Source organism: Bacteroidota bacterium (assembly GCA_016711505.1).
Taxonomy (GTDB): Bacteria; Bacteroidota; Bacteroidia; order AKYH767-A; family 2013-40CM-41-45; genus JADKIH01.
Map to the genome: position 1 here is coordinate 121233 of JADJSV010000007.1, position 13189 is coordinate 134421.

Annotated in this window: 10 protein-coding genes; 4 read left to right on the plus strand and 6 right to left on the minus strand. The window is 36.7% G+C overall.

Features of this window, described 5'->3' with window-relative positions:
- Window positions 1–229: 229 nt before the first annotated feature.
- Window positions 230–1240 carry a hypothetical protein gene (locus IPL24_09935; GenBank protein MBK8363982.1) on the plus strand — a complete coding sequence of 337 codons (1011 nt, stop codon included), beginning with the start codon at window positions 230–232 and terminating at the stop codon, window positions 1238–1240.
- Window positions 1241–1362: 122 nt separating this feature from the next.
- On the opposite strand, the gene IPL24_09940 is transcribed toward IPL24_09935, so the two are convergent.
- Window positions 1363–2382 (minus strand): OmpA family protein, encoded by a 1020-nt coding sequence (locus IPL24_09940; GenBank protein MBK8363983.1) that lies wholly within the window; start codon window positions 2380–2382, stop codon window positions 1363–1365.
- A gap of 172 nt (window positions 2383–2554) precedes the next feature.
- On the opposite strand from IPL24_09940, the gene IPL24_09945 reads away from it, so the two are divergent.
- Window positions 2555–3265 (plus strand): hypothetical protein, encoded by a 711-nt coding sequence (locus IPL24_09945; GenBank protein ID MBK8363984.1) that lies wholly within the window; start codon window positions 2555–2557, stop codon window positions 3263–3265.
- A gap of 5 nt (window positions 3266–3270) precedes the next feature.
- Here IPL24_09945 and IPL24_09950 read toward each other — a convergent pair whose 3' ends face one another.
- The gene (locus IPL24_09950; GenBank protein ID MBK8363985.1) at window positions 3271–4452 is read right to left on the minus strand and encodes a hypothetical protein; all 1182 of its coding nucleotides are present in this window, start codon (window positions 4450–4452) and stop codon (window positions 3271–3273) included.
- Between the two features lie 212 nt (window positions 4453–4664).
- Here IPL24_09950 and IPL24_09955 point away from each other — a divergent pair, with 212 nt between their 5' ends.
- Window positions 4665–4934 carry a DUF1844 domain-containing protein gene (locus IPL24_09955; GenBank protein MBK8363986.1) on the plus strand — a complete coding sequence of 90 codons (270 nt, stop codon included), beginning with the start codon at window positions 4665–4667 and terminating at the stop codon, window positions 4932–4934.
- A gap of 21 nt (window positions 4935–4955) precedes the next feature.
- Window positions 4956–5888 (plus strand): hypothetical protein, encoded by a 933-nt coding sequence (locus tag IPL24_09960; GenBank protein ID MBK8363987.1) that lies wholly within the window; start codon window positions 4956–4958, stop codon window positions 5886–5888.
- 160 nt (window positions 5889–6048) lie between these two features.
- On the opposite strand, the gene IPL24_09965 is transcribed toward IPL24_09960, so the two are convergent.
- From IPL24_09965 to IPL24_09980, 4 genes are all read right to left on the minus strand, one after another.
- Window positions 6049–9522, minus strand: a complete 3474-nt coding sequence (locus IPL24_09965; protein MBK8363988.1) for a hypothetical protein — start codon at window positions 9520–9522, stop codon at window positions 6049–6051.
- A 135-nt stretch (window positions 9523–9657) separates the two neighbouring features.
- Window positions 9658–10677 carry a hypothetical protein gene (locus IPL24_09970; GenBank protein MBK8363989.1) on the minus strand — a complete coding sequence of 340 codons (1020 nt, stop codon included), beginning with the start codon at window positions 10675–10677 and terminating at the stop codon, window positions 9658–9660.
- 1338 nt (window positions 10678–12015) lie between these two features.
- Window positions 12016–12525 carry an OmpH family outer membrane protein gene (locus IPL24_09975; GenBank protein ID MBK8363990.1) on the minus strand — a complete coding sequence of 170 codons (510 nt, stop codon included), beginning with the start codon at window positions 12523–12525 and terminating at the stop codon, window positions 12016–12018.
- Window positions 12526–12548: 23 nt separating this feature from the next.
- A complete protein-coding gene (locus tag IPL24_09980; protein MBK8363991.1) occupies window positions 12549–13169 on the minus strand; it encodes an OmpH family outer membrane protein in 621 nt (206 codons plus the stop codon).
- Between the last annotated feature and the right edge of the window lie 20 nt (window positions 13170–13189).

Genomic DNA, 13189 nt, shown 5'->3' on the forward strand with positions numbered 1-13189 from the left:
CTATGTAAGTTTGAGTGTGAAGTGTGTTCGTTCTGTAGAGTTTGTGAGTTAGTGTTTTAGAGGAAGTAATTTCTTGGATGATTTAGTTTAAGTTTAGGTTTAAGATATAAGTCAAAAGACAACCACCCACCAATCACCCCTAATTCACCCTGAAATTTGGCCTATTAGTCAAATTCCGGTATTGCGTGTTGATATTTCCGTTACTTTCATACTGAAAAATTCTCTCTCCATGAAAGCACCATTACATTGTACTATTGTCCTTTTGTTTGTTTCCGCTTTGGCCTTTGGTCAACGGACTGCGAATATTGCATTTTCCGGTGGTGTGACTAACTACACAGGTGATCTTGGAAATGAAAAGATTTTTCCTTTTTCCTCAGCAAATTCCGGTGCCGCTATAACCTTGCGGAACTTTTTGAATAATCCAAAGAGATCGAAAAATCTTTATCCTTCCTTTGATGCTCAATTAAGATTAAGCTGGCATCGCTTACAGTACGATGAATCAACTCCCATCGGCGATAAGAAAGGTACTCAGTTAAGAAATTACCTGCGTGGTATAAATTTCAGAAATGATCTTTTCGGAACAGAAATGGATTTCACTTATAACGTTTATATAAACCGTTATGCTCCTCTTTCAAAACCACGGTTCAGCTTATTTGTTTCTGCAGGCGTGGGTGTATTTTATGGTAAACCGGTTGCAGACCTCTTCAATGGTGATGTTGCAATGGAAAACAGATATTATTACTGGAAAGATGGTTCTATTCGTGACGTAAAAGAAAACGATAAACAAATCGGAAATGTGATCGAGAAAGATGGTAAATATGAAACAGATCTTCAGCAATGGATGACTGAAGGGCAAGGCTACAATAAAGAAGCGAATTCACAACCACCATATAGTAACTGGAACATTGGTTTCCCTTTAGGTGGCGGAATCAGATACAGCTTCAACAAAAGCCTGACACTTTCTGCTGAATTGAACTGGTATTTATTTCTTTCAGATTATCTGGATGATGTTAGTGGACGATATGCCACTTACGAAGAACTAAAAGCTTCCTTCCCTGACGCAACTGAATACGAACTTGCGAAATACATTTCTGATCCTACCGGTTATGGTACGAACGGTGTAATTGGTCCTATCACAAGTATTCGTGGTAACCCGACCCGGAAAGATTCTTTTACTTATCTCAGTCTTGAAATGGCTTATAAATTTACATGGCAGAAAAAAGGAATTTATGGACAGTAATTAACGTGTAAAAGTGAAAAACGAAAAGTGAAGAGTGAAAAGTGGTCGTCTGGAAAAAGTTTCCAAACGACCACTTTTCACTCTTCACTTTTCACTTTTCACTCTTCACTTTTCACTCTTCACTATTTATCCTGTATCCCCAGCACCTTCATCAACTCATCCAGCTTCGGCGAAAGTATAATTTCAGTTCGTCTGTTCTTTTTGCGCGCCTCAGCTGTATTTGCCGGATCGATCGGGAAATAAGGCCCTTTTCCACTAGCAACAATTCTGGTCGGATCAATAGATGCATCTTTTAAAAGAATTTTTGCAACTGCGGTTGCACGTAATACACTCAGCTCCCAGTTGTCTTTCGCTCCACTTGCTAAAACTCCGTTGATCGGAACATTATCAGTATGTCCTTCTACAACGATACTGATATCCTTCTTTGTTCCTAAAAGTTTCGCCAGATCTTTTAAAGCATCTGTTCCTGCTTTCTCGACGTTGGTACTTCCGGAAGCAAATAAGAGGCGTTCTTCCATTGATACGTATACCTGGCCATTCTTTCTGTAGACTGATAATCCATTATTTTCATAGCCAAGCAAAGCATCACTTACTGCTTTCTTCAAACTATTCACAGTACTATCAGTTCTGTTTAAGATTCCTTCCAGTTCGTCAACTCTTGCTTGCTTTTCTTTTATTCCTGTACGTAATTCAGCAAGATTTTTTTCCCTCTCATTCAATGCAAGAGAATCTTTTTTCATACGATCTTCTCTGCGTTGTAATTCATCGCGGGTAGAATTCAATTCTCCAATAAGCTTGCGGGTTTCTTCAGTATTTCCGGCTAAAAGTTTTTCATTGTTGAATAAAAGTTTGTCGTACGATTTATTCAATTCACCATACAAAGAAGTTAACCGATGATAGGCATTCCCCATATCGGTTGTATCTTTTACAAGCTGAACGAGATTTTTCTGCATCTCAGCACCGGAAACTTTCATCTCCGTATTTTCTGTTACTAATTGTTGATTGTCTGTCCGGAGTTTTTTATTTTCGTCCTGACATGTTTGTTCTTTTCTCTGCAGATCTTCAAATTTTTTGGCCGGAATACATGAATAGATTCCGGTAATCATCAGACTGAATGCAAGAAAACCTGCGTATTTGCTCATTATTTTTTTCATTAGGACTTATATTAGATGTTGTACTGTTCGTTTTTGCTAAGTTACCATTAATAAAAGGGTGCAAAAACTCATTCAGTTGAGAATTTTCAACAATTTATAGAACATTATTCTCAAAAGTTCGTTTTTATATATGGCTTTCATCCTCTAAATCAAAGCAGTTATGGAATTTCTTAATAAGAACTGGATCACTGAAAATCGAATCGATTTTGAATATAAGAAATACATGCTCCTGGCATACTTGCAGCATGTGTCCGAGAATTTCACAGATAAAAGACTTTATCCATATCTGAGTGATCTGGTAGAGCATTATCGAAATTTGAAAGTGCTTCAGGAAAACAAGCATCAGTTGTACAATATGTTTCCGGAACGACTGTTAGGTACCGATCTTGAACATTTCAATCTGATCTATGAGAAAATGGTGGGCGATGATGCAATTATGTCAGAGATCGAAAGTATTCTGGATTTCTCCATTCCGAAAATGGAAGATTATTTACGGGAAGGAAAAAAGATCTATGATTTTATCGAAGACAGAATGAAAATTTATCCTGTCGGTTTGATGCCTTTGAATTCTGAATTTGGTTATGTCTTCCTGAAAGAAGTACATTCTACAGAAACAAAAGTCTATGAATATCAGGTTACCATTTTCGAAAATCCATCCGAGAAATTCAGAGGAGTTCACTTTTCATTTTTGACAGTTTATGAAAAGTCTATTATGAATACTTTCGAAGCAATAAAGTCTGATCTCATCTCGTTCAATAAAAAGTTTCCGAACCCGGCAACATTTGTAATCGAAACGGAACTTTCAATACCATTCGAAGAAACTTTTCTTCCTTTAGCTAAAAGGACATTGGTAAAAAGACTGGCGAGTTAAAATTTTCAGAAATCCTTTTCGTGTTTGCCTGCAAGAACAACAGAAAGGACAAACATAATTTTCACAAACCGATAAGCTGCCCATGATTTAAAACGGGTAAAAATATTTCTTCTTAATAACATTGCTTTTAGTGTGATCTCAGTGCTTTCGTTCGCAAGTATGTGTCGGATATGGGCTCCCAGACTTTCTGAAAACCGGGAATTATTTATATCCAGATTCAATTCGATGTTGCTATACGTGCTCAGATTATTCAGATCATAAGAACCGATGGATGTCCACTTTTCATCTCTTATCAATACTTTTCCATGAACGTTGGAAGGTTTATATTCATAAACACGAATTCCATTCGTTGTAAGCCAGCTATAAAGATAGCGTCTTGCATTTACCATGATACCGACATCAGATTTTTCAGCTACCAGAACACACACATCAACACCTTTTCGAACAGCATTCCGAAGAAGTCTGCGTGTTCGTCCACCCGGAAGAAAGTATCCGCCAACAATGAGCAAAGATTTTTCCGCATGTCTGATCGCCTGACGGTAGGAAATTGCAATTTCATTCTGATTGCGAATAAAATCATTTCTTCTTACTCTTACTGATACAGAATAATCAGATTTTTCAGGAAGATTTTCAATGCCCTTTTTCTTTGGAAAGCTGACCGATTTCCATCTCTTGCGACAGATCATCTCGAGTCTCAAACTGATTCTCCCTTTGACTATAACAGCAAAGTCGAGCCAGGCCGGCATCTTTGATGTACCTGCATAATGATCAGAAATATTTATACCACCTACAACCGATATGGAACTGTCTACAACAAGAACCTTCCTGTGTAGCCGCCTGGATATGTGAAAGCGACCACTTGAAAATATTTCGCCATACCGTTTTATGTTGATGCCGGCATTTTCCAGAGTTTTCTGAAAGGCCGCACCCATTCCTTGCGACCCATATGCATCAATGAGGATGTAAATTTTTACACCTCTGTTTGCAGCACTGATCAGTGCATCACCAATTTTTTTTCCTGTCTTGTCATCATTGAAAATATAGGTTTGCAGGTGAATCTCCTCTGCAGCGGAATTGATGATCTGTACCAGATTATCATAATACTCTTTCCCACTCTGAACCCATTCAATTGAATGATTGGGTGTATACGGCTTATTAAAATTTCTCCGGATCGATCGGCTTTTCATATAGTGATTAAGATACCCCAAAGGTAGACTAACAAATGCATATTAATGAAAATCATACCCGCTTTCCGCCGTATTAGTTTTGATTGAATCGTATAGTTCCAAAAGAAATTCAACAATTTGATTCTAACATGAAAAGGCCCTTTTTAAGCCATAAATAAATTTTTTAACTTCAAAAAAATACTACATTTGTATGGTTTTCACCCCAAATTATTATGCAAAACGAAGATCAGCTATTCACTCAGCTACTCTCTATTTTCTACTCATCAGCAATGGTTGCTCTGGGCAAATTAAAGAATCCTTCAACAGATCAAATTGAACGGAATCTCGATCAGGCACAGAATTCAATAGAAATGCTCGAAGTCATCAAAAATAAAACCGCAGGTAATCTTTCACCGCAACAATCCAGGATGCTTGAGAGTATACTGACTGATCTAAGATTGAACTTCGTAGACGAAAAAAAGAAAGATACTTTACCTCAATAAAGCCACACGAACTACCATACTATGGATTCACAAGAGATTAATAAAGCAGATTACCAGGAACAAGGCCCGAAAAAGGGAATTGTAATTATTGTTATCACAATTTTATTGGGAACAAATGGTCTTTTGCTTTGGCAATTTTTTGATAAAAAGAACCACCTGGATCAGGCGAATCAGACGATCGTTACTACAACGGCTGAAAAGGATGCTTTGCAAGTACAGTTGAATCAATTCAAAGTTGAATTTGAAAAACTGAAAACCGATAATTCAACACTTCAGAATCAGCTTACTGAAAAGGATGAACAGATCAAAGCAAAGGTTGCTGAAATTCAAAAACTCATTCTTCTTGGTGGCCCTGCTCAGATCGCCCGCGCGAAAGCGGAGTTGGCTAAGTTGAAGGAAATGAATGATGTTTATACTGTTCAAATAGATTCAATCAATAAAGTAAATGCACAGTTGCTGGCAGCGAATGATTCTCTGAATACAAATCTCTCTCAGGAACGTTCTAAGAATAATAGCTTGTTGTCAGAAAACGATCGGTTATTCAGTAAAGTTTCTGCAGGCTCTGTCTTGAAAGCAATGAATGTGAAAACGGAAGGATTTCGTTTTAAAAGTAATGGCGATGAAGTTTTAACCAATAAAGCCAAGCAAGTACAAAAATTCAGAACAAAATTTGTTCTCGCAGAAAATAGAGTTATCGACAACGGCGCAATTGATATTTATGTTAGAGTTTTAGGACCGGATGGAGATGTGATGAAGTCAACCAATAAAGAAAGTTTCAAAACGGCAAGTGGTGATCTCATCTACACTATAAAACAAACTGTCGAATACACTAATTCAGATACACCTGTTGATATATCTTTTGGTAAAGGTGGTTCTTTTGAAAAAGGAAAATATAATGTTGAGATCTATCATGCCGGTGCTGTTATAGGCAAATCTGTGATTGAACTTAAGTAGTTTTTTGAACATTAAGCTCACTAAAATTTGTCACAAGATGACCTATGAAAAAAGCATCACTTGTGATCTTGTGCTAAAAACTTAGTGATCTTAGTGTTTTATTTTTTTCTATCTCTTAAAATAGTATTTCAGCAACTTTTTTTGATAAAAAAATATTAAACTAGAAAAAAGCCCTGAACTGAACTCCGCCTGTATGTACAGTCTCGGAATCCTGCAACTTACGTCCTTCATAATTAAGACTCAATTGCATATACGAGCTTATATTTCTCTGCACTGAAAGATTCCATATAAAATTTTCACCGGGTTTAAATCCTTCAAGCATTTCATAGGCAAGCAAACTTGATTGAAGAGCATTGAACTTTACTTTTACATAGCTGATCTTTCCTGTTATCGTTCCGGAATTAACTGTAGTATATTTCGATTCCAGATTTAATTTGTTTAGAAAAGCTCTCTCTTTTTCTTCGCCAATAGTATTTCTTTTTTCACTGTACCGATATGAGAAAGAAAGCCGAAGAGAATTTCCTTGTTGGAATGATAATTTTGGTTCAAAAGCATTTGAGAAAATGTGATAATCTCTGGTAGAAAAGAAATCTGATGTATTTACTTTCTCGCCGTTTTCGTAATTGTTGCTTAATAAAAATTCACGGTTGAGATTCCATCTGATGTTGAAAATGCGATTTCTGTTCAAGCGCGATTCAAAGCCATTACTCAATAATGCCTTATTTCGGATTTCCTGAATCGTAAAATCAAATCCGTAAACGGGACTGTTCCTGTTATAGTAAATTGTATTTCTGAAACTGGAATTGTTTGCAATCAGAGAAGTGTCAGTTAATTTTAAAGAGAAAGGATTCAGAGAAGACAGCAATGTTTCATCTTTTGTCTTTTTATCAAAACTCACGGATAACTGATCTGTAAAACGAAAAATGAATTTTTCTTTACCCTGAAACGAACTTGATTTTCCTGATGGTGTTATAGTCAATACTTCACTGAACCGATTGCTTCTGGTGATCACATATTCGTTGGTGGGTACAAATACTCTGATGAATTTTGCATCACTTTGAAATGCTGCCGGCGCAAATTCATCCAGATCTTTGACTCCGTTCCCATTGTAATCTTCCAGATAAGCATACACTCCCTGGCCTGCCGGAACTTCAAGATAATAGTAATCTTGTTTTCTTTCCTGGCCTGTACCAACTTCATAATAAGTAGTTGCAGTAAGTACGCCTTTGAATAAACTCACAAAGTGATCAATTCTGTTCAGCAAAGTTTTTGTTGGTTCAATTTGAACTAATGCAGAATCGGCGGAGGAGAGTTTACGGTATGTTGTTGTTGTTCTTACTGTATGCTTTTGATTTGTTGAGAAATCTGTTGTCAGTGAAAGTTCTTGCGCTAAAGTTGAATTTCTGAAACCTTCACCAACAGGAAGCTGATCCGTTCTCTGTTTGGCTACTAAAGTTGCTTTTGCCTTTGTGCTGTCCAATGTATTTAGAAAAGCCTGTATCTCATTAAAGGAATAACTCGAAGCTGAAAGAGTGTCGCTGTTCTTCAGAAGAAATCTGTTGCGCTCTCCACTCTCACGCACTCCTAATCTCAATTTCCACACAGGTCTGGAAAGCTCTGTTGTATGTCGGATGAAATTAGTTTTCGTCAACAAACCGGTTGTATTCAGCAAACTTGCATCAGAGATAAGATCAAATTTTTTCCATGTAGCCTTTGTTGATTCTGAATGCATCAGACCATTGTAGGCACTGCCTTTTAAGTAAGTTTTGATCTGGTAAGTCACACTCAATGCTTCCGGTTTTGAGAGTGTGGTCTGAAGTGAGCCAATATTTTCATCGTTGTAGATCGATGAAGTGCCGAGATTCCAGTCACGTTCAAATTCAACATTTCTATATCGGTCAATAGGCTTAAAGTTCTTACTTGTGTACTCATAATTTAATGCACTGTTGAGTCGCCAGCCTTTCAATGTGTCCTGACTTAGTTGAATTAAATTTTTGTAAATAATTTTCGCAGCATACCCGGCATCGTTCTTTTTGTCGAGTGTTGAGAATAGATTCACGTCATAGTTGCTCAGTGCGCCCTCAAACAGAACGCTGTTTTTTGAATTCAATATTATTTCACCCCCGGCAGTAACCATCTGTTGTTTCTTGGGAGTAACCAATAAAGCAACCGGTGCATAATTACCCTGAGGAATTCCATTAACAGGCTCCACCCATTTGAAGACTCTGCCATTGGCTGAATTGGAAGTTTGAATATAATTTCCTCTGAAATTTCCAACTTCGCTGAAGTTCACCTGCCAGTAAGCACTATCAGCACTGGTAGAATATTTGAAAATTGAATATGTTCCTGATCCTGTAATTGTATCGATCTTCTGATAAAGAACAACACTGCTATTGAACTCGACACTATCAGCAGTGGGATAAAATGCATTCTGAATACTATCGCCAACTGAGGCAAGAAGTGATTTCTTAGCACTGTCAAGTTCAATATTCAATGCCTGATTTTTACTATCCTGTTCTGAGTATATATTGAGATGCAATTTCAATTTTCGACTTTCATAATCTGAATTGAATGTTATCAGTGATCTTGCATAATTTTTGTCCGAGTATTCAAATTCAATCACAACTCTCGAATCTTTTGTAATAATTCTCTTGGTTGTAAATGTAAGTTCTGCAGTATTGTAATCTATTGTATAATCATTTTGCAATCCTCTTTGTAAAAGTTGTCCATCGAGATAAATTTTTTCTGTCCCTGCTAAAATGATAATGAATGTTTCACCATTGCTTCCTATCAATCTGTATGGACCTTGATTTCCTTCTGATGTAGCAATTGTATTTCTTGCAAGTTTACCTTTGCTCACTGCAAGCCCGCCACCGATTTTAACGAGTTGGTTTTTTGTTGTGTCGATATCAATGATGGAAGAAAATGCTGCACCTTGTCCCTTCTTGTAATAATTCATGAAGTAGCCGGTTGGTTTCTTCAATTCAAAATCACCGGCGATAAGTTTATTTTTTGCATTCGAGATCTGAATAAAAACTTTATCGAAATCCTGTAGTTGCTGAGTATTTCCTTCCGGTTGAATTGGAATATTTTCGTCAGTGATGGCGGCAAGGATTTCCACATCCTCATTAAGTTTTCCGGAAAGCTGTAGATTCAAACTTGAGTTTACAAAAACATCCTGATTATTACCAAACGTTACACCCCTTGAAATACTTCCGCTACGTGTGAGCCCGGAAAGTTTGAATAATTCAGGCTCACGCGATTTCGCAGTATAGTAGAAAGGCAATTGCGAATTTGTACTGATTATCGCTTTGTTCTTGTGAGATATCTCCTTAGAAAACAAGAATGAGAATGCTCTGTATTTTATGACAACTGAATCAGTGCTGAGTTTTTTATATGATTCTGAATTTTTATTCCAGCGTAATATGGAATTGATAAAATCGAAGGTATAAGCACTTGTGTCCACTGATTGACCCAGAACAATCATACGGAATGTACCAGGGGCAATTGAAAAGGAGTCGATCTGTATACTGTCTGGAGCAATCGAAATAGTTTTCGTTCTCAGATTGCTCAGGTTTTGTCCAAAAGCGACTGAAATGAAAAATGAAAACAAGACTACAAGGCTTAACCGCATCCGGGCACTTTTGATTGCGTAAATTTAACGTATCCGTTGAATTCAGGGGCTTTTTGGGGAATTAGATATTAACGGAATAGGGGCTGATGTATTGATGGAACAGGGCTTATTTTTTGGATCAAAATCTATCCCTGACTAGGTCAATTTTCGAGGATGCTTGTACAGATATTTTGATTCGGTTTTCTTCTCGTGATCAAAATTGATTTCCCGCAATTTCCTTCCGTAATTATCATATTCAATTTGTTTTCCTCTTTCGTAATTTAGTTTAGCACCGTCAGGGAATTCCTGTCCAGACATTGTATTGGACCAGAATTCAGCAACTATTCTATTCTTTGAATCTGTAATTATCGAATCTCTGCTGATTTTAATTTCATTGAATGGATTGTACATTATATGATCAACCAGATACCCATTGTTGAAATAAATTAAAGTATCACGCATAGTAATTTCTTCGCTGTAAGAATTTGTTGTATCAATTATTTCATCAGGGTCTCTACCTGCAGAATTACAGCAACTACCTGAATAGGTAATTTTCCCTGAAATCTTCCCTTCGCGATTATAATTTGAAACTTCTCTGATGCTTTGATTAAAACTATCACCGAAATAATATTCTGTTAGATTTCCGTTTTTGTCATATTTGAAAAACCAGACATGCTTCTGAACCCATTCGTTGGAAAAGATATAATTTGAATCGACTTCGTCCGAAATTGAAAAAAATTGTGAGTTGTTTTGTTGCTTCAGTTCAGGGCTTTTCAGTTTCTTGATTGGCAGGTATGAAAATTCTTCTATCATTTCTTTTTTATCATTCTTATTATATGAGACCAAGAGTTTGCTGATTGTATTTGGTGTTCCGTAGTCCACGCGGGAAAGCAAACGTCCCTTTTCATCATAACTTCGTTTCGACTTTTGTATAACTGAGTTTCTGCCTCTTCGTTTTGCAATACGTAAAATTTCGTTGCCATCTTTGTTTACAGAACATTGAACAATTGTATCTGAATTAGCTTTTACACCAGTATAAATTTCAAAAAAATCTTCAACAGTTTCATCTACAAGTGGTGTATCCAAAGAAAGTTCATTGTAAGGAATTTCAGTACGAAAACCATATTGTGCTACAACGGAAACAGGAAGTAAGAAAAATAAGATTATATATTTCATCGGTTGTGCTTAATTAAAAAACAGGAATTTGGGTTTATCTATAAACCCAAATATAGCAAATTTGTATTATGGGGCTCAATTGTAAATTATCAGACATAACAAAAGAACCTAATTTTCGAATTGAATTTTTTCTGTTTGTTTTCAATAATCAGAAATTACATCAAATCATGTGCGACCCCTTCGGGGTCGTGGGGTCGGGTGTTTCATTCGTTTTTCTACAAATATGCGACCCCTTCAGGGTCGTGACATATTATCCCTTCTGGAACAATTCTTAAAAGCGAAATTAATATTTGGAAATGTGATTTCAGTTTGATCTTGGAAAACAGAAGCGTTGAAAATATTAATGTGTAATGTGATTTCAGTTTGATTTTAGAAAACAGAAACAGTTGCAAGACTAATAATTTGTAATGTGATTTCAGCCAGATTTTAGATAACAGTTTCAGTTAGTAACTGCCCGACCCTGAAGGGGTCGCACATTTGTAGAAACAAATTTACCATGCAATCCTATCGACCCCGAAGGGGTCGCACATGAATTGGAAGCCAGTTGCATTTTATTGAAAATGTTTAATTGAAATGTTAGTAGATTTTATACAACAGCAGCAGTTAGCAACAGCCCGACTCTGAAGAGGTCGCATATTTGTAAATAGAAATTAACCAACGAATCCTATTCGGTTTGATTTTTGACAACAGTATCAATTTGTAACTACCCGACCCTGAAGAGGTCGCATATTTGTAGAAAGAAATAAACATCGAATCCTATTCGGTTTGATTTTAGACAACAGTATCAATTAGTAACTACCCGACCCTGAAGGGGTCGCACATTTGTAGATTAGATTGTAACAACCATATCGTATCGACCCCGGAGGGGTCGCACATGATTTGGAAAACAGTTGCATTTTATTGAAAATGTTTAATTGAAATGTTAGTTGATTTTAGACAACAGTATCAATTCGTAACTACCCGAGCCTGAAGAGGTCGCATATTTGTAGATAGAAATTAACCAACGAATCCTACTCGGTTTGATTTTAGACAACAGTTGCAGTTCGCAACCACCCGACCTTGAAGGGGTCGCATATTTGTAGAAAGATATCAAACAGCATATCGCATCGACTCCGGAGGGGTCGCACATGAATCGGAAGACAGTTGCATTTTTTGAAAATGTTTAATCGTACGATCAGAATAGAAATCAAAAATTCAATTTGATAATTGAATTAATAAATGAAAGATAGATTGTATAATGGTAAGGTTTTACAATCATTTTGAAAGAAAATAAAAAATTGCCATAAAAAAAGCCGCTTCATTTCGAAGCGGCCCTTTCATTTCGGTTAGACGAAAATATTATTTGATTCCTAATTTAGCTTTTACCAGTGGCATAATGTTGTCACCTTCCTGTGCAAAGATCACTGATCCCAGACTTGTGTCAAAGATATAAGAGTAACTTTTTTCTTTGGCAATTTCTTTGATCGCATCTTCTGCTTTCTTTAATATCGGACCGTAGATCTCTTGCTTTTTGCTTTGGATAGACTCCTGAGCTGTCTGCTGGAAATCCTGGATTCTTTGCCCAAGATCAGTTAACTCTTTTTCTTTAGTTGCGCGGATCGCATCAGGTAAAGAATCTGCTTTTGACTGATACGATTGAAGTTTCGACTGGTATTCTGCAGTCATCGCTTTCAATTGTCCATCCAAAGACTCACCGAATCTTTTTAATGTACTATCCGCTGATTTTGTTTGCGGCATTAACTGAATCAAGGCTCCTGAATCGATATGCCCGAATTTTAAAGTCTGAGCAACTGCTGTCATTCCTGAGAATAACATTACGATTGCCGCAAACAACATTTGTTTTTTCATAATAGTGGTAATATAGGTTTAAATTATTTTTTAGGTTGATCAGCATCCTTATTTTCTCTCGTCGGAGTTCTAGGTGTTGTAGTGCCAGACGGAGCGCTTCCTTTTGCTTCTTTCGTTGCAGCTTGTGCCGGTTTGTAGCCCATTGCTAAAAGGATATCATTACTCTTGTCGTATTTTGGATTTGTATACAACATGATCAGATCACTCGATTTGTCAAAGATCACAGCATAACTTTGATCCGTTGCCATTTTCTTTACAGCATTGTAGATCTTATCCTGGATCGGCTTCACCACTTCTTGTTTCTTTTTGAAAAGATCACCATCGTAACCAAAGCGTTGTTTCTGAAGATCCTTTACATCTTTTTCTTTTGAAGTGATCTCATCCTGACGACGTTTTTTCATTTCTTCTGTTAAAAGAACTTGTTCCGCCTGATAAGCTTTGTATAATTTGTCGATGATAGCGTATTTATCTTCGATCTCTTTTTGCCAGGTCAACGATAAATTGTCAAGTGTTTGTTGCGCTGTTTTGTATTCAGGAATATTTTCTAAAATATATTCACTGTTCACATACGCATATTTCTGAGCGTTGGCAGTGCCCATTGAAAGTATTGCAATCGCTGCGAAAGCAATAATTCCTTTTACCATATTCATTCGTTTCATAACGG

Bases quoted from the DNA above. Each gene is read 5' to 3' on its own strand.
- IPL24_09950 (MBK8363985.1), bottom strand. From the start codon at position 4,452: ATGAAAAGCCGATCGATCCGGAGAAATTTTAATAAGCCGTATACACCC.
- IPL24_09960 (MBK8363987.1), top strand. From the start codon at position 4,956: ATGGATTCACAAGAGATTAATAAAGCAGATTACCAGGAACAAGGCCCG.
- IPL24_09965 (MBK8363988.1), bottom strand. From the start codon at position 9,522: ATGCGGTTAAGCCTTGTAGTCTTGTTTTCATTTTTCATTTCAGTCGCT.
- IPL24_09935 (MBK8363982.1), top strand. From the start codon at position 230: ATGAAAGCACCATTACATTGTACTATTGTCCTTTTGTTTGTTTCCGCT.
- IPL24_09955 (MBK8363986.1), top strand. From the start codon at position 4,665: ATGCAAAACGAAGATCAGCTATTCACTCAGCTACTCTCTATTTTCTAC.
- IPL24_09975 (MBK8363990.1), bottom strand. From the start codon at position 12,525: ATGAAAAAACAAATGTTGTTTGCGGCAATCGTAATGTTATTCTCAGGA.
- IPL24_09945 (MBK8363984.1), top strand. From the start codon at position 2,555: ATGGAATTTCTTAATAAGAACTGGATCACTGAAAATCGAATCGATTTT.
- IPL24_09940 (MBK8363983.1), bottom strand. From the start codon at position 2,382: ATGAGCAAATACGCAGGTTTTCTTGCATTCAGTCTGATGATTACCGGA.
- IPL24_09980 (MBK8363991.1), bottom strand. From the start codon at position 13,169: ATGGTAAAAGGAATTATTGCTTTCGCAGCGATTGCAATACTTTCAATG.
- IPL24_09970 (MBK8363989.1), bottom strand. From the start codon at position 10,677: ATGAAATATATAATCTTATTTTTCTTACTTCCTGTTTCCGTTGTAGCA.